The organism is Actinomycetes bacterium, assembly GCA_036000965.1.
Classification (GTDB): Bacteria; Actinomycetota; CALGFH01; order CALGFH01; family CALGFH01; genus DASYUT01.
Genome location: DASYUT010000140.1, coordinates 25,487 through 41,228, shown reverse-complemented (window position 1 = coordinate 41,228; position 15,742 = coordinate 25,487). Strand labels below are relative to the sequence as shown.

The following is a 15,742-nucleotide window of genomic DNA, read 5'->3' as shown; positions in this document are numbered from 1 at the left end:
CGGCTGCCGACGCTGAATCATCCCATCCCATGGACCACGACCCGACCCGTCCCATAGGCCATGACCCGACCCGTCCCATGGATCCCGACCTGACCCGCGACTTTCTCGACTGCTTCGGCGGGCTGGCTGCGATCGGCAGGGACCCGGCGACTGGCGGGTACCAGCGCTTCGCCTGGACCGACGAGGACAGGGCGGCCCGACAGTGGTTCGCTGCCCAGTCCAAGGCCCGCGGGCTGGCCTACCAGCGCGACGCCAACGGCAACCTCTGGGCCTGGTGGAGAGCGCCCATGCCTGAGGCGCGCGAGGCCGGGCCGCCTGAGGCGGCCGGGGCCCAAGCACCGGAGGCGGCCGGGGCCAGGCAGCCGGAGGCGGCCGGGGCCAGGCAGCCTCAGGCGGGCGCGGCCCCCGGTGAGGGCCGCGTGCTGGTGGTCGGCAGCCACCTCGACACCGTGCCCCAGGGGGGTGCCTACGACGGCGCGCTCGGGGTGGTGGCCGGGTTCGTCGCGGTCTCGGCGCTGGCCCGCCGGGGCGTCACCCCGAACCGCCCGGTCGCGGTGGCCGCCTTCGCCGACGAGGAGGGCGGCCGGTTCGGGCTGGCCACGTTCGGCAGCCGCCTGCTGGCCGGCACGCTGGCGCCGGCCGATGCGCTGGCCCGGCGCGACGCCCTGGGAGTGACCGTGGCCGAGGCGATGCGGGCCGACGGGCTCGACCCCGGCCGGGCCGGGCCGGACCCCGCGCTTGCCGGGCTGGTCGGGGAGGTCGTCGAGCTGCACGTGGAGCAGGGCCGGGGCTTGGCCGACGTGCCCGCGCCGCTCGGGGTCGGGACCGGGATCTGGCCCCACGGCCGCTGGCGGCTGGCGCTGCGCGGCGAGCCGAACCACGCCGGCACGACCCGGCTCGAGGACCGGCGCGACCCGATGCTGGTGCTCGCGCGCGGGGTCGAGGCGGCCCGGGCGCTGGCGGCCGGGGCGGGCGCGGTCGCCACCGTCGGGCGGGTCCTGGTCGACCCCAACGGCACCAACAGCGTGCCGGGCGCGGTCGACGCCTGGCTGGACGCGCGCGCCCCCGACGAGGCGACCCTCGACGGCCTGGTCGGCGCCTGGCAGCGGGAGGTCGCCAAGGCCGGCCGGCTTCACCGGGTCGAGGTCGGGCTGGCCTGCGAGTCGCGCAGCCCGGCGGTCGAGTTCGACGCGGATCTGCGGGCCCGGCTGGTGGCGCTGCTCGGCCAGCAGGGCCTGCCGGCACCCGAGCTGCCCACCGCCGCCGGCCACGACGCGGGGGCGCTCGCCGCGGTCGTGCCGACCGCGATGCTGTTCGTGCGCAACCCGACCGGGACCAGCCACAGCCCGGCCGAGCAGGCCGCCGACGCCGACTGCGCGCTCGGCTGCGAGGTGCTCGCCGCGGTGGTGGAGGCGTGGGCGTGCCGGTGACCACCTGGCACGCCGAGCGCGCCTGGCTCGGCGGGGACCGGGTCGCGCGGGACGTGCTCATCGAGACCCGGGCCGACCGGATCGCCGCGGTCGAGCCCAGCCGCCCCCCGCCCCCTGGCGCGCGGCGGCTGCCCGGGCTGGTCCTGCCAGGGCTGGCCAACGCCCACTCCCACGCCTTCCACCGCGCCCTGCGCGGGCGCACCCACGGCGGCCGGGGGGACTTCTGGTCCTGGCGCGAGCGGATGTACCAGGTGGCCGCCAGGCTCGAGCCCGACACCTACCACGCCCTGGCCCGCGCCACCTACGCCGAGATGGTCCTGGCCGGTGTCACCGCGGTGGGGGAGTTCCACTACCTGCACCACCCGCCCGGCGGCGGCCGCTACGCCGACCCCAACGCCATGGGCGACGCGCTGGCCGCGGCCGCCCGCGACGCGGGCATCCGCCTGACCCTGCTCGACACCTGCTACCTGCAGGCCGACGTCGACGGCAGCCCGCTCGCGGGCCCCCAGCTCCGCTTCGGCGACGGCGACGCGGGGCGCTGGGCAGAACGCGCCGACCGGCTCGCCGAGACCCACGGTCAGGCGGGCGGGGTGCGGGTGGGCGCGGCCGTCCACTCGGTGCGGGCCGTGCCCCCGCCCGCCATGCGGGCCGTGGCGGCCTGGGCCGGCGGCCGCCACGCGCCCCTGCACCTCCACCTGTCCGAGCAGCCCCGCGAGAACCAGGCCTGCCTGGCTGTGACGGGCCGCACCCCGGCCGGGTTGTGCGCCGACACCGGCGTGCTCGGTGAGCACACCACCGTGGTCCACGCCACCCATCTGACTGGTGACGACGTCGGGCTGCTGGGCGGCAGCTCCACCGGGGTCTGCCTCTGCCCCACTACCGAGCGCGACCTGGCCGACGGCATCGGCCCGGCCGCCCGCCTGGCCGCCGCCGGCACGCCGCTCTGCCTTGGCAGCGACAGCCACGCCGTGGTCGACCTGTTCGAGGAGGCCCGCGCCGTGGAGCTGGACGAGCGCCTGGCCACCCTGCGGCGCGGCCAGCACCGCGCTGCGGACCTGCTGGCCGCGGCCACCCGGCAAGGCATGCGGTCGATCGGCTGGGAGGAGGCCGGCACCATCGAGCCCGGCCGCCTGGCCGACCTGGTCGCCGTCCGCCTCGACACCCCGCGTCTGGCCGGGGCGCCAGCCGACGACCTGCTCGCCGCGGTCGTGTTCGCCGCCACCGCCGCCGACGTGTCCCATGTCGTCGCCGGCGGCCAGCTCATGGTCGCCAGCGGCCACCACACTCGCGTCGACGACGTCCCCGCCGCGCTCACCCGCGCCATCGAGGCCGTGACCGACTGACCCCGGCGGGTGCCACCCCGGGGTCATGCGGGCGGCAGCCGCGCGGTCCCCGGCGGTGCCATCCGGGCCGATGGGCGGGAGGAGTGCCGGTTCTCCCCGCAGGCGCCGCCCTGGGCCCCGATGGGCGGGAGGAGCGCCGGTTCTCCCGGCCGCGGCCGGGAGAACCGGCCGTTACACGACCACGTCGACGAAGTCCACGCGCATCCCGGCGACGAGGCGGGCCGGGTCGGGGTCGAGCGCGGTCCGCTCCGGGGAGGCGTAGTAGGCCGCGTCGGCCTCCTGCCACGGCGAGGGCCCGTCGTGGCCCAGCAGCCAGACAAACTCGTCGGTCCCGTGGACGGCCCAGGCGCCGAGCACGGTGAAGCCATGCCGCTCGCGCAGCGGCCGGATCTTGGCTCCCCACTCGGCCACCCACTCCCGCATCCCGCCAGCGACGATGGTGTAGCGGCGCAGCTGCACCGTCATACGACTCCCCTCCCCGAAGCTGATCCGCCAGTCAAGCAGATCAGGGCATGCCCAAGCATGCTCAGGGCACGCCAAGGACCCGTGGCTTCTTCGTGTTGCGGGGGTTGGGCCTCCACCTCGGCAGAATCACCTCCTGCGCGAAGGGAGCAACTCGGCGACCAGCTCCTCCACCCGGGCGGCGGCGCCGGCGGGAAGCGCGCCGCGCACGAGCCGGCGCGCGTTGCGCGCTTCCGCCGGGAGGGCCGCGGCCGCCTGGGCTGCACTGGCAGCGAGACGCCCGCCGAGGGCCGAGAGCTCGGCGTGCACAGCGGCGTCCGGGTCGTAGGTGGGGATGGGCAGGTCGAGGACGCGTTTGTGGATGTGGCGCGGACCGAACAGCCCGGTGGTCATGAACGCTCTGATCCGGTCGGCGGCCCACTCGCTGTTGAGGACGGCGGCGAGGTAGTACGCCTCCGCCGGGTCGTGGAACGACGCCCAGTAGGTCTGGTCGCGGACGACCAGCGGGTGCTCGGTGGCCGTGCTGTCCACGACCGCCGCCACCGGCCGGCTCCCCGCGCTGGCGTACAGCACGAGCCAGCGGTCGCGTCGAGCCTGGGCGGACAGGTGGCCCAGATGATCCAGCCGTTGCCACAGCGGCGGGCCCTGCCTGGTCCGGACGCCGTGCCAGGCGTGCTCGGCCGCGTCGAACCAGCCGGCTGCCCCGGGACGGCCGTGAAGGCGCAGCTCCTCGGGGCCGGCGACCCGGAAGGCCGGGTCGCCGGGGGTGGCCAGGACCGGCAGGACCACGGTCCAGGGCATGGGCGAGAGAATGTGGGGGAGCAGGTGCTCCGCGGCGGCCGTGGAGAACAGGGCGGCCCGCTCGACCACCGCACGCAGACGGATGTCGCGGAGCAGCCTGGCGGTCGCCCGGGCCGACGGGTCGGTCTCGACCACGACCTGGGCTGGCCCTCCCCCGCGCGCGCCGACCACGCGGACGCCGAGCAGGGTCTGGGGGTAGAGCACCGCCCCCTGCCGGAACCGGCGCCGGTACGGGCTGCCCGCGGCGGCGTCGCCCGAGGGCCGGCTCGGGCTGGTCGTCCTGCCGGCCTGGCCTGCGGCGTCGTCCGAGGGCCGCCAGGCGCTGCGAGGGCCGAGCCGGTCGAGCACGAACACGACCGTCTCCCGCCGCAGCCGCTCGGCCACGACCGACGGGTCGGGGTCGCGGGACGGCAGCCGCCCGCGGTAGACGCGACCGGGCCTGGGGCGTGCTGGAGCGGGCTCGCGGGCGCTGGCGAACACCACGCAGCCCGGCACGCTGAACAGCGGGTCGACCGCTGCCAGGTCCCACAGGCCGGTCACGTCGAACCGCCCACCGTGGCTGCCCTCCCGCAGCGCCCGGTGGTGGGTCGCGGTGAACACGCTGCGGGGCATCACGAACGCCAGCCGCGGCAGCCAGTCGTCGTCGCCCGGGACCAGGAACCGGCGGAACGCCTGGGCGAGGAACAGCGTGGCCAGCTCGGTGTGGGCCTGCTCCCCGGCCGTGCGGGGTGCTACGCCGGTCTCCGCGGCCCGGCGCAGCACCAGCTCGCGCCGACCGGCGACGGTCACGTCGGCCACCGTCAGCCACGGCGGGTTGCCCACCACCAGATCGAAGCGCTGGTCCTCCGGGGGGTCGAAGCGCTGGTCCTCGGCGGAGAGCGCGTCACCCCGGTACACGGGCACGCGTACGACCTCGCGCGCGTGGGGGAGCAGGTCGACGACTGCGAGCAGGTAGGTCGCCTTGGCCACGGCGACCGCGAGCGGGTTGACGTCCATGCCGGCCACGCCACCCAGCAGCCGGCGCAGCAGGTCCTCCTCGCCGTCGCCGGCCAGGCGTGCGCGCAGGCGGCCGATGGCCGCCCGCAGGAACGACCCGGAACCGCAGGCGGGGTCCAGCACGCGCGGCTGCCTCCCAACTGCCGTCCACGGGTCGAGGGCAGCCTCGACGACCTCCCCGGCGAGCCAGCCGGGGGTGTAGTACTCGCCCAGGCCGTGCCGGGTCTCCGCGCCGACGAGCTGCTCGTACACTGGCTTGAGCACGTCCTCGCGGACGGCGCCCAGGTCGTAGGCGGCGACCTGGGCGGCAAGGGCCGCGCAGGCCGCCTGCAGCCGGGGCTCCGACGCCAGCAGCGGCCACTGGAAGTAGTCGGCGTCGACCAGGTTGGCGATGCGCCGGCCTGCGGACCAGGTGCCGTCGAGCACGGCGCCGGCCTCGCCGTCACCGAGTGGCCGGCGCTCGATGGCCGCGAACACCAGCAGCCGGGCAAGCAGGGCCAGGTAGGTGTGACGGACGAACAGCTCCTCCCGTGCGTCACCGCCGCCATAGCTGCTGCACACCTCCTCTGCCCAGGCGTCCCGGTGCGCCCGCAGCAGCGGCTCGCCGGCGAGGTCGCGCAGTGCCTGCCGGAGCCCGGCCGTGGTGGCGACGAACGCCGCGCTGTCGAGCCCGAAGTCGCGCGCGAAGCTCGACGCCGTAGGCGGGAGCAGGGCGGTCACGCCACGGCGCCTCATACCGCGGGGTAGCCGCCGTCGACCGGGAAGCGCTCGGCGATCGCCTCGCCGATCCCCCTGGACGCCCCGGTCACCAGCGCCCGCTTGCCTTCCAGCCGGCCCATTCATACACCTCCGCGGCCCTCGAGATCTCTTCAGGGATGGGGAAGGCGGCGCAGCGGGCGGTCATCCCACCGTCGGCGACCACCGCGGCGCCGGCGCGGCCAGGAAGCATGCGCCGCACCGCCACGGCCGTGCCGTCCAGCGGGCCGAGCTGGAGCACGCGCAGCCCGCGGTAGTACAGCACGCCCGCGTCCAGCACGCCCGCGCCGGGTGTGATGCAGACTCTCCGGTACATGGATCCCCAGCCCGCTCCGCTCGCTCCGCCCGTCCGCCGGCCGGTCATGCGGCAGCGCTGGAGCCACGTCAGCTTCCTGCACTGGCCTTACCCGGCCGCGGTGGTGCAGGGCCTGCTGCCGCCGACCCTCGAGGTCGAGACCGCCGCAGGGTCGGCCTGGGTGGGCCTGGTCCCGTTCCTCATGGAAGGGGTGCGTCTTCCCGGCCTGCCGCCGGTGCCGTGGGCCTCACGGTTCCCCGAGACCAACGTGCGCACCTATGTCCGGGGCGCCGACGGCCGTGCCGGCATCTGGTTCTTCTCGCTGGACGCCGCACGCCTGGGCGCCGTGGTCGCGGCCCGGGCCACCTACCAGCTGCCGTACTTCTGGGCCGGGCTGTCGGTTCGGCTCGACGGCACCCAGGTGCACTACCAGAGCCGGCGCCGGTGGCCGGGTCCCCCGGGCGCCCGCTGCCACGCGAGGGTGGAGGTTGGCGCCCCCTTCGCTCCGGAGGAGCTCGGCGCCCTGGATCACTTCCTCACCGCCCGCTACCGCCTGTACACGGTGGTCGCCGGCCGGGCCGCCGAGGCCGAGGCCGAGCACGCGCCCTGGTCCCTGGCCCGGGCCCGGCTGGTCACCCTGGAGGAGGATCTGGTGGAGGCGGCCGGCCTTCCCCGGCCGGGCGAGCCCCCGCTGGTCCACTACTCGCCGGGGGTCAGGGTCCGCGTCGGGCGGTGGAGGTACGTGCACCCGCGAGCGGCCCGAGCCCGGGTCAACCGCGATCCCCCCGCGACCGGGTGCGAATAGCGTACCTGCCGGCCCACGGTCCCCGGGGTGAGGGGCAGGAAGCGGGGGACGCCCAGCCTCGCAGTGCCAGCCTGGAATCGGCTGTATCCAAGGCAACATCACGACGAACACGGCCCTGTACCAGGTGGCTTCGGCCAGGCCGGGTCCGCGGCCGGCAGGTCCCCGCCGGCTTCTGTCACGCTCGGTGCGCCCACGATCGAGACGAAGCCAGGGAGCTGCCGGCGCACTGCGCAGCTGTCGGGCGATCAGGGAGGCGGGTCGGCGCGCCGGATGCGCCGGGCGTCCGGGCCGCGTTCCAGGTCGATCTCGCGGAGCAGCCGGTCGACGTTGGCGAGCAGGCTGCCCTGGATGTGCCAGAGCTCGGGGTCGGTGCGGGCGTCGACCAGCATCAGCTCGGCGAGGACGTCGCGGTGGGTCTGGGCGATCTCCAGCGCGATCCGCAACGGCACCGCCTCCCGCGCCGGGCCAGCCACGTCGGGGGCGACGAGCTGGCCGAAGGCGGCCACGCCGCCGCCTAGCTCCACCAGCAGCCGCCCCAGCGCGACCAGCACCTCGGGCTCGGCCTGCCCCCGCGCTTCGATGCTTTCGGCCAGGTCGGCCAGGTCCCGGCAGACCCCCCGAACCTGGATCGCGGCGTGCTCGAGGGCGGCCAGGCCGGCGCGCAGGCTCGAGGTGCCCTCCGCGACCCGCCGCCTGCGCGGGTTCAGCCGCAGGCTGTCCTCAGCCCGGGCCAGGGCGATCCCGGCCGAGCGGAGCGGCGCGTCCAGCTCGTGGGTGCGGCGCACCCAGCCATGGGCCAGCTCGCTCGACCACCCGTCGGTCAGTTCCTCGCCCATCGCTGCGAGCAGCCCGGCCATGTCGTCGGCGACCTCGCCGATCGCGTCGCCGGCCGGCTGCACGTAGACCGGCGGCCCGAGCAGGACGTTCACGGCGACGCCGGTCAGCGCGCCGATCAGCGTTTCCGCGACCCTGCTCTGGGCGGCGGCCTGGGTGGCGCCGGTCACGGCCAGCACGAGCATCGCGCTGATGGGCACCTCGAGTGCCTGCTCGCCGAGCCGCAGGAGCTGGCCGACGACCAGCGAGGCGAAGATCACGATGGCAAGCCCCCACCAGGTCAGGCCCACCACGTTCGACAGCAGCACGGCCACCAGTACGCCGGCGACGACGCTGCCGACGCGCTCCAGCCCGCTCCTGACCGTCTCGACGATCGTGATCTGGGCCACCAGCAGGGCGGTCAGCGGCGCGAGCAGCGGCAGGACCTGGTCGCCCAGGAGCTGCCGGGCAAGCTCGTAGGCCAGCACCGCGGCCAGGGTGGTCTTGGCCGTCCGCCAGCCCGGGGGCGCGCCGCGCCCACGGTAGGCAGCCCAGGAGGGGCGGCCCAGCCGCCGGGAGCGCAGCGCGGCCACATGCCGGGAGAACCACGCCGTGGCGGTCGCTCCCATCCTGGAGCGACCCCAGAGGGCAGCTGGTCCTCCTCGCCGCACATGGATCGGGAATCGGGTTCGTTCAGCCATGGGGAACCGGGTTCTTCAGCATGTCCGGATCGAGGGGAGCGTTCAGGTGGTTCCGCTGCCGGCCCCGGACGTCGCACTACCCAGCAGTGTCACACCACCCAGTACAGGTTTCGTCTCCGTTACTGGCCCGTCAAGCGTGCCTCGACCGTGACGTGGGTGCGAGCGGTCCGCCACGGCTGGCAGGCGATGCGCCCCGTCACGGATTGACGCCTGAGCGAGCTACTGCGTACTATGCTACGCACGAGCTAGCTATGTCAAGAATTTCTCCGCCCAAACGGCGCAAGCAGCGAGGTGAGGCGAATGCGACGAGTTCGGATCGGCAAGACACGCCGAGGCTCTCGGGACGAGGCCGACCGGCGCAGCTGCCAGGGCGACCGGCCCACCGTGCGGGACCTGTGGGAGCTGCTGGGGATGCCACGCCCGAGCCGATGAGCAGCGCGACCCAGGACCGCCACACCGCCAGGCACCGGAGGGGCGTCATGGGCGGCGTCATGGACCTGGCAGCGGCGCGTGCCGTCGACGCTCCCCGGATGGATGGGGACGGCTGCTGGGCACACCCGCACCCGACGGCGTGCGCGTGCCGTCAGTCGTGCGACCGGCCCGAGATCAGCGACCTCGGCCTTTGTGGCACCCACTATGCCGAGATCGTCGGCCGGTCGCGTCCCGCCTGACCGCTGCGGTGCGTGCCGGGGCGCGGGCGCTCAAGGTCATGTCACGTCGTCATGTCACGTCGTCATGTCACGTCGGTTCGGGACCAGCGGTAGTGGGGTGACCGCGCCCGTCGTACGGCCACGGGCATGGGCGGGTCCGGCGGGGCAAGCCGCCGCACCAGTGCCCCCTCGGCCAGGAAGGCGGCCTCCACCTCGCGGCCGGATGCCCTGACCGGATCGAGGCCGGCGTCGAGGATGGCTCGGGTGCAGGCCCTGCCCAAGCGCCCGGTGAGCGCCTCGTGCACGATCGCGGGGAGGGTCTCGGGGTCCTGGAGTGGCCACGAGTGGGTCCCTCCATGGACGACGACCAGCTCCCCGGCTGTGCGGCGGGCCGCGTCGCGAGCGGTCGCGAGCGGCACCACGAGGTCGCAGTCACCATGGACGGCCATGACCGGCACCTCGGCCTGCCGGATCCGGTTGAGCAGCGGGACGCTCGCCGGGGCGTAGAGGGCGGACAACCCAGGGCCGAGAAGCCGCCACGGAGCGCTCAGGTGGCCGAGCGCGACGGGCGCGGCCAGCCGGCTGAGCTTGAGCGCCTGCTCGACGTCACGGGCAAGCGGGACCGTGCCCAGGGTGTCGGCCAGGAGCATCCCCCCGAGGACCCCGATGGATGCCGGCGCGACCGCCATCAGACGGACGAGCTCGTCCCATGGTGCGCCGACGCCCGCGTCGACGAGCAGCAGCGCGATGGCAAGCTCTGGCCGTCCGGCGGCCAGCTCGGTCACGAGCCGGCCGCCCAGGGAGTGGCCGGCCAGGATCGCCCGGCAGATGCCGAGCTCGTCGAGCAGGCGGCCGAGCAGGCGGCCGTAGTCGTCGAGCCCTCGACCGTCGCTGGCTGCCCCGCTTCCGGCGACGTCCGCCGCCACCACCCGGAAGCCTGTCGACGCCAGCCGGCTGAGCGTCTGCACGTAGAGCCGGTCGGTTGGCAGCAGCCCGCTGGCGAGCACGAGCGGGATGCCTCGTCCGCCGACGGCAATCGTCACCTGCTGCCCGCCGATGGCCAGACGATGCCGGGCCAGCCGAGTCTTCCCCGCCGCCCGCGGTGTCCCGACCGACCCCGGTGTCCCGACCGCCCGCAGGGTCCCCGCGGCCCGCGGTGTCCCCGCGGACCAGGACGCGAGTCCGCGGGCCCCGTCCACCCTCGAGCCGTCGGCAAGGGGCAGACATGAGCCGGGTGGGTCGGTCACCTCCAGTTCCGGCTCCACCGCCCCCCACGCTCCCCGCAACGTCTGTTCACGCCTCCGTTACCTCCCGTTTGCGAGCCGGTAAGGAATATAGAGTCCCATGCCAGGCGGGTCCCGAGCGAGGCCCAATGCAGCAGCCGGCCGAGCGGGCGGATACTGTGGGGGCTTGACCGGGGAGTGCGAGAAGGATGAGGCGCCGCGACCCACGAGCAGCCCTGGACCTCTACCGGCAGCTGGCCGGCACCTACGACCTTGCAACCGGCTGGCTCGAGCCCTACCGGCACCGGGCGATCTCGAAGCTGGGCCTCCAGCCCGGCGATGTCGTGCTCGACGTGGGCTGCGGCACCGGGATGAGCTTCACCCCGATCGAGGCGGCCATCGGCCCGCAGGGGCGGCTGGTGGGCATCGAGCAGAGCCCGGAGATGCTGGCGCACGCCCTGGCGCGAGTCCGCGCGGCGGGCTGGGCGAACGCGACCCTGCTCGAGGCGAGCGCCGAGGAGGCCGTGATCCCGGTGCAGGCCGACGCGGCGCTGTTCGCCTTCACCCATGACGTGCTGCGCTCTCCAGAGGGGCTCGCCAACGTGCTTGGGCAGGTACGGTCCGGCGGGCGTGTGGCTGCGGCGGGCCCCAAATGGACGCTGCTCGCGCCGCCGCTGAACCCGCTCGTGTGGCAGGTGGCCCGCCGGTTCGTGACGACCTTCGAGGGGTTCTGGCGGCCCTGGACGGAGCTCGAGCGCTTCGTGCCGGCCCTCACGGTGGAGGAAGCCGTCCTGGGCTGCGTCTACGTCGTCTGGGGACTGCGCCAGCCACCCGCTCCGTAGCTGTTCACAGCAAGGCGAGGACGCGGGTTGACAGGCAGGTCGTCACGATGCGGGGCGTCGATGCCGGCAGGGCCCCTCCTCGGAGTTCCCTGTGACAATACGTGGATGAACATGAGGTCGAGGAGCCTTGGCAATGCGGGAGCACGTTCCTTTCCGGCGGTCGCCGGCCAGGCCGTTCGCCGCGGGCTGAGGAAAGGGATCCCGTCGGGGAGGGCGCGCTTCGCGGCAAGCGACGGCGTCCCGGTGGCGTACGAGCTGCGTGCTCGGCCCCTCTCCAGGCGGCCCTGGGTCGTGCTCGTCCAAGGGCTCGGCTTCGACCGCTCGGGCTGGGATCCGGTCGCGCGGCGGCTCGGCCGGCACTTCCGGCTCGTGCTGCTCGACAACCGGGGCATCGGTGCCAGCGGCGTGCCACCCGGGCCCTACACGGTGGCGGCCATGGCCGGCGACGTCGTGGCCGTGCTGGACGCGGCCGGGATCGGGCGCGCCCACGTCGTCGGGGCCAGCCTCGGTGGGATGATCGCCCAGGAGCTGGCCATCGGGCATCCCGACCGGGTCGATCGGCTCGTCCTGGCCTGCACCACGCCCGGCTGGCCGTCCGGCTACCCACCGCCCGTGCCCACGATCCGCCTGCTGGCGCAGGCCGGCCGGCTGCCCCGCGAGGTCGCGCTCCGCCGCCACGTCGAGAACGCCCTGGCCGCCGACACCGTCGATGGCCGGCCCGAGCTGGTCGAGCACATCATCGCCCACCAGCGGTCCCGGATCCCGGACCGCGACGGATGGATGGCCCAGGCGACCGCCGGCGCCCGCTGGGCCGGTCGCGGCCGGCAGCGTCACATCCAGGCCCCGACGCTGATCGTGCACGGCACAGCCGACCAGGTGGTGGACCCGCGCAACGCCAGCCTGCTCACCGGCCTCATTCCCGACGCCCGGCTGGTGACCTTCCCCGGTGCCGGCCACCTGCTGTTCTGGGAGGACCCCGAGCGCTTCGTCGAGGTGGCCACCTCCTTTCTCCGCGACCGGGCGCTCGCCGGCCGGTCGACCTAGCGGCGACCCCGGCAAGGTTGGAGAGGAGCCACCAGACGGCATCGCCATCCACCACAGCATCGCCATCCACCACATGGGTATCCTGGGTCTCTCCTACGATCACCGAGCGCTGGACGGGGGTGGTGGCCGGGCAGTTCCTCGCCCACATCCGCGGCCGGCTGCAGTAGCGCGACTGGGAGGCGGAGCTGTGTGCACCGACCGGCGAGGGCGACGTTGAGCCCGCGGGCGAGCAAGCCGTTCGAGTCCACCTTGGTGGTCTCGAACGCTGCTCGGCGCCGACGTGCCAGGCTCGCTCGGCCTGGACGGGGCGGCACTGGCCTGCGTCCTCGCCGGCAGCGCGACGGCGCTGTTCCGCCTCCGACAAGCCAGTGAGGGAGGACCCAGATGAGCGCTGGCAAGACCGAGGAGCTGCCGCACGTGGTGATCGTGGGAGCCGGGTTCGCCGGGCTGGCGGCGGCCAAGGCGCTGGCCAAGGCGAAGCCGCCGGTGCGGGTCACGCTGGTCGAGCGGCACAACTACCACCTGTTCCAGCCGCTGCTGTACCAGCTCGCCACCGGCGTGGTCGAGCCCGCCGACATCGCCCACCCGGTCCGCGGGATCGTCCGCAAGCCGTGGCGGGTCGCGGTGCGGATGGCGACGGTGAGCGGGGTCGACCGGGATGCCAGACAGGTGCTGACCGAGGACGGCCAGCGCATCGGGTACGACTTCTTGGTCCTTGCAGCGGGCGCGTCGGTGGCCACGTTCGGCATCGAGGGGGTGGAGGAGTACGGCTTCCCGCTCAAGACCCTCGACGACGCGGTACGGCTGCGCAGCCATCTGCTGCGCCAGTTCGAGCAGGCCGAGATCGACCCGGGCCTGGTGGAGGCGGGCGCGCTGAGCGTGGTGGTGGTCGGCGGTGGCCCGACCGGGGTGGAGATGGCCGGGGCGGTCATCGAGCTGTTCCACCACGTGCTCGCCCACGACTTCCCGGACCTGGACACCAAGCGGACGCGGGTGGTCCTGCTCGAGGCCACCGACCACCTGCTGGCACCGTTCCATCCGCAGTCGCGGCAGCACGCCGTGGAGAAGCTGCGCGCCCGTGGCGTGGAGGTGCGGCTCGGGCAGGCGATGGAGCACGTCACGCCGACCGAGGTCCAGCTCAAGGACGGCACGGTGATCCCGACCCGCACACTGGTGTGGGCGGCAGGGGTGCGGGTCTGCCCGCTCGCCGACGCTCTCGGCGTGGAGCAGACCAGGGGCGGCCGCATCGTCGTCAACAAGGACCTGACCATCCCAGGCCATCCCGAGGTCTTCGTCGTGGGGGACATGGCCGCAGCTACCGACGACAAGGGCGGGCTGCTGCCGCAGGTCGCCCAGCCCGCCATCCAGGCCGCCAAGCACGTCGCCAGGCAGATCACCGCCTCGTTGCGGGGTGGCGCGCCGCGGGCCGGGTTCGTCTACCGGGACCGGGGGATCATGGCCACGATCGGGCGGCACGCGGCCGTGACCGAGCTGCCGAGCGGGCCGCGCTTCAAGGGCGTGGTCGCCTGGTTGATGTGGCTGGGGCTGCACCTGGTCTACATCGTGGGCTTCCGCAACCGCGTCAGTGTCCTGCTGAGCTGGGCGTGGAGCTACCTTACCTATGACAGGCACGCCCGCCTGATCTTCGACCCGGTGAAGGCGAGCGAACCCGCGCCGGCGCTGCCGGGCGGTGCGGCCGCCGCGGCGCTGCCTGGCCCGGCCGCCCCGCCAGTCCCTGGCCCGGCCGCCTCCCAGGACCCGGACCCGGCCGCCTCCCGGGACCCGGACCCGGCTGCCTCCCGGGACCCGGACCCGAGAGCCTCGCCGGACGGGGCAGAGGAACGGCGGACGGTGTGACCTCCACGGCCGCCGGGGCGGCTGACCTCATGGCCGCAAGGCGGCCGTCGCCACGCAGCCCGCTCCCTGGCAGGGCCAGGGCTTGACATAGCAGTCTCATGCTAAGTATAGTTAGCACACCGAGCGACCAAGGAGGCCGCTCGACAGACTAGAGAGGAGGCACCGATGGCCACCACCAAGGAGACCGCCGAGGATCTCCAGGCCCAGGTACTGGACGGGATCCGCAAGAGCCAGGCCGCCGTCATCGAGGGCATGCGCACCTGGACCGAGACGATCCAGCAGCTCGTGCCGCAGTCGGCTGCGTGGCCGCAGCCCGAGCAGCTCCCCACCCCGACCGAGGTCGTCGACTCTGTGTTCGACTTCGCCGCCCAGTTGCTCAACGCCCAGCGCGAGCTCGCCCACAGCGTGCTCGGCGCCACCGCGTCGATCGGCGAGCGGGCCCGCGAAGAGGCCGGGAAGGCCACGCCGCCGGCGCAGAAGACGACCAAGAGCAGCTGACGATGCAGGTCCGCAACCTGATGCAGCAGCCGGTGGTCTCCGTGGGGCCTGGCCAGTCGGTGCGCCAGGCCGCCCGGCTGATGCAGGACCACGTGATCGGCTCGGTCGTCGTCCAGGAGGGCGACCGCTTGGCCGGCATCCTCACCGAGCGCGACGTGCTGCGAGCGGTGGCCGAGGGCCGCGACCTCGAGCGGACCCCGGTCGCCGAGCTCATGACCAAGAGCCTCGTCACCGCCGGTCCGAACTGGGACGTGGTCGTGGCCGCGAGCGTGATGACCGCCAACCGCATCCGCCACCTCGTCGTCCAGGAGCAGGACCGGCTGCTGGGGGTGCTGTCGCTGCGCGACGTGCTGTCGGTGTTCCTGCCCGACCAGGTACACGAGCAGTAACCCGCCGGGCGGTCCGACCGGATCCCCACGCGTGCGGCGCCGAGAGGCGCCGCTCGCGATCTGGGCGCTCATGCCGGCTCCGGCTGCTCGTCGAGGCAGCGAACCTGCTCACACTGGCTCGAATGGTGGCGCGCTCGAGCGCGACTCGCTCGTGCCCTCAACGCCATGCCGGCAAGGGGAGCTGGGACGGGGCCGGTACGATCTCCCCCCACTCCCGCATCCCAGCTCCCTGCCCTACGTATCGACACACCCCCGACCGGTCTGGACCACCGGTCTGGACCACCGGCTTGCCTTCCCGCTCGCGCGCGTTGGAGCCGCCGGTGCCGAGCGGTCTTGCCGCGTTGTCGGCGCCGCTGGCGGCCTTGGCCGGGTGACCATCACGCACCAATACAAACCGCTCCAAGCGTGTAGGATCCGGCGATCCCGGCAGGAACAACCAGACAAAGGAGACATATCGTGCGGTTGTATCGCATCGTGATCGGCCTGATCGCCGGGCTGGGACTCCTCATCGTCGGCGCCCTGAACCTCTCCGACACCGCGGTCAAGTGCAGCGGCAAGGTCATGCAACCCGGGGCCATCTGCACGACCACCCGCAAGGGCACCACCACCGAACGCACCTATGACCAGCAGCAGTCCTACAACCGCCGGATCGGCGTGCTGTCGATCGGGGGCGGGGTGGTCGTGACGCTGGTGAGTGGGGCGTTGCTGGCGGGCGTGGTCCGCAAGCGGCGCGCCACATCGCAGCCGGTGCCCGCGTCTTCGGGCCAGGGGTAGCCCGGCGCTCCCGGCGGTCGACCGGGCCGGCGTGCGCCTGACGGCGTACTCGTCCGAGTGTCG

The 15,742-nt window shown here is 74.2% G+C and carries 14 protein-coding genes; 9 read left to right on the top strand and 5 right to left on the bottom strand.

Annotated features, from left to right (window positions below; translation table 11 throughout):
- The first annotated feature begins 77 nt into the window (after positions 1-77).
- Together VG276_12155 and VG276_12150 are read left to right on the top strand one after the other, a co-directional pair.
- Positions 78-1,430, top strand: a complete 1,353-nt coding sequence (locus VG276_12155; GenBank protein ID HEV8650130.1) for an allantoate amidohydrolase — start codon at positions 78-80, stop codon at positions 1,428-1,430.
- Positions 1,427-2,773 (top strand): formimidoylglutamate deiminase, encoded by a 1,347-nt coding sequence (locus VG276_12150; protein ID HEV8650129.1) that lies wholly within the window; start codon positions 1,427-1,429, stop codon positions 2,771-2,773. The genes VG276_12155 and VG276_12150 overlap by 4 nt, the downstream gene beginning before the upstream one ends.
- Positions 2,774-2,944: 171 nt before the next feature.
- Here VG276_12150 and VG276_12145 read toward each other — a convergent pair whose 3' ends face one another.
- From VG276_12145 to VG276_12135, 3 genes are all read right to left on the bottom strand, one after another.
- Positions 2,945-3,238 carry an NIPSNAP family protein gene (locus VG276_12145; protein HEV8650128.1) on the bottom strand — a complete coding sequence of 98 codons (294 nt, stop codon included), beginning with the start codon at positions 3,236-3,238 and terminating at the stop codon, positions 2,945-2,947.
- A 126-nt stretch (positions 3,239-3,364) separates the two neighbouring features.
- Positions 3,365-5,752 (bottom strand): N-6 DNA methylase, encoded by a 2,388-nt coding sequence (locus VG276_12140; GenBank protein ID HEV8650127.1) that lies wholly within the window; start codon positions 5,750-5,752, stop codon positions 3,365-3,367.
- Positions 5,753-5,837: 85 nt separating this feature from the next.
- The gene (locus tag VG276_12135) at positions 5,838-6,104 is read right to left on the bottom strand and encodes a hypothetical protein (protein ID HEV8650126.1); all 267 of its coding nucleotides are present in this window, start codon (positions 6,102-6,104) and stop codon (positions 5,838-5,840) included.
- On the opposite strand from VG276_12135, the gene VG276_12130 reads away from it, so the two are divergent.
- Positions 6,103-6,888, top strand: a complete 786-nt coding sequence (locus VG276_12130; GenBank protein HEV8650125.1) for a DUF2071 domain-containing protein — start codon at positions 6,103-6,105, stop codon at positions 6,886-6,888. The genes VG276_12135 and VG276_12130 overlap by 2 nt on opposite strands.
- Positions 6,889-7,133: 245 nt before the next feature.
- On the opposite strand, the gene VG276_12125 is transcribed toward VG276_12130, so the two are convergent.
- Positions 7,134-8,330, bottom strand: a complete 1,197-nt coding sequence (locus VG276_12125; protein HEV8650124.1) for an aromatic acid exporter family protein — start codon at positions 8,328-8,330, stop codon at positions 7,134-7,136.
- A gap of 805 nt (positions 8,331-9,135) precedes the next feature.
- Entirely contained in the window at positions 9,136-10,095 is a 960-nt protein-coding gene (locus tag VG276_12120; protein ID HEV8650123.1) for an alpha/beta hydrolase, read from the bottom strand.
- A 389-nt stretch (positions 10,096-10,484) separates the two neighbouring features.
- On the opposite strand from VG276_12120, the gene VG276_12115 reads away from it, so the two are divergent.
- From VG276_12115 to VG276_12090, 6 genes are all read left to right on the top strand, one after another.
- Complete coding sequence (locus tag VG276_12115) at positions 10,485-11,117, top strand: methyltransferase domain-containing protein (protein ID HEV8650122.1); 633 nt, start codon at positions 10,485-10,487, stop codon at positions 11,115-11,117.
- Positions 11,118-11,360: 243 nt separating this feature from the next.
- Positions 11,361-12,161 (top strand): alpha/beta fold hydrolase, encoded by an 801-nt coding sequence (locus tag VG276_12110; GenBank protein HEV8650121.1) that lies wholly within the window; start codon positions 11,361-11,363, stop codon positions 12,159-12,161.
- A gap of 384 nt (positions 12,162-12,545) precedes the next feature.
- Positions 12,546-14,018 carry an FAD-dependent oxidoreductase gene (locus tag VG276_12105; protein ID HEV8650120.1) on the top strand — a complete coding sequence of 491 codons (1,473 nt, stop codon included), beginning with the start codon at positions 12,546-12,548 and terminating at the stop codon, positions 14,016-14,018.
- 165 nt (positions 14,019-14,183) lie between these two features.
- A complete protein-coding gene (locus VG276_12100; GenBank protein HEV8650119.1) occupies positions 14,184-14,516 on the top strand; it encodes a hypothetical protein in 333 nt (110 codons plus the stop codon).
- A 2-nt stretch (positions 14,517-14,518) separates the two neighbouring features.
- The gene (locus tag VG276_12095) at positions 14,519-14,905 is read left to right on the top strand and encodes a CBS domain-containing protein (GenBank protein ID HEV8650118.1); all 387 of its coding nucleotides are present in this window, start codon (positions 14,519-14,521) and stop codon (positions 14,903-14,905) included.
- A 456-nt stretch (positions 14,906-15,361) separates the two neighbouring features.
- Positions 15,362-15,679: a hypothetical protein gene (locus tag VG276_12090; GenBank protein HEV8650117.1), complete on the top strand. Its 318-nt coding sequence runs from the start codon at positions 15,362-15,364 to the stop codon at positions 15,677-15,679.
- Positions 15,680-15,742: the final 63 nt, after the last annotated feature.

What these genes read in the sequence shown, in the direction of transcription:
- VG276_12125 (HEV8650124.1), bottom strand. Translation starts at nt 8,330, where the DNA reads ATGGGAGCGACCGCCACGGCGTGGTTCTCCCGGCATGTGGCCGCGCTG.
- VG276_12105 (HEV8650120.1), top strand. Translation starts at nt 12,546, where the DNA reads ATGAGCGCTGGCAAGACCGAGGAGCTGCCGCACGTGGTGATCGTGGGA.
- VG276_12115 (HEV8650122.1), top strand. Translation starts at nt 10,485, where the DNA reads ATGAGGCGCCGCGACCCACGAGCAGCCCTGGACCTCTACCGGCAGCTG.
- VG276_12155 (HEV8650130.1), top strand. Translation starts at nt 78, where the DNA reads ATGGATCCCGACCTGACCCGCGACTTTCTCGACTGCTTCGGCGGGCTG.
- VG276_12130 (HEV8650125.1), top strand. Translation starts at nt 6,103, where the DNA reads ATGGATCCCCAGCCCGCTCCGCTCGCTCCGCCCGTCCGCCGGCCGGTC.
- VG276_12100 (HEV8650119.1), top strand. Translation starts at nt 14,184, where the DNA reads ATGGCCACCACCAAGGAGACCGCCGAGGATCTCCAGGCCCAGGTACTG.
- VG276_12135 (HEV8650126.1), bottom strand. Translation starts at nt 6,104, where the DNA reads ATGTACCGGAGAGTCTGCATCACACCCGGCGCGGGCGTGCTGGACGCG.
- VG276_12145 (HEV8650128.1), bottom strand. Translation starts at nt 3,238, where the DNA reads ATGACGGTGCAGCTGCGCCGCTACACCATCGTCGCTGGCGGGATGCGG.
- VG276_12095 (HEV8650118.1), top strand. Translation starts at nt 14,519, where the DNA reads ATGCAGGTCCGCAACCTGATGCAGCAGCCGGTGGTCTCCGTGGGGCCT.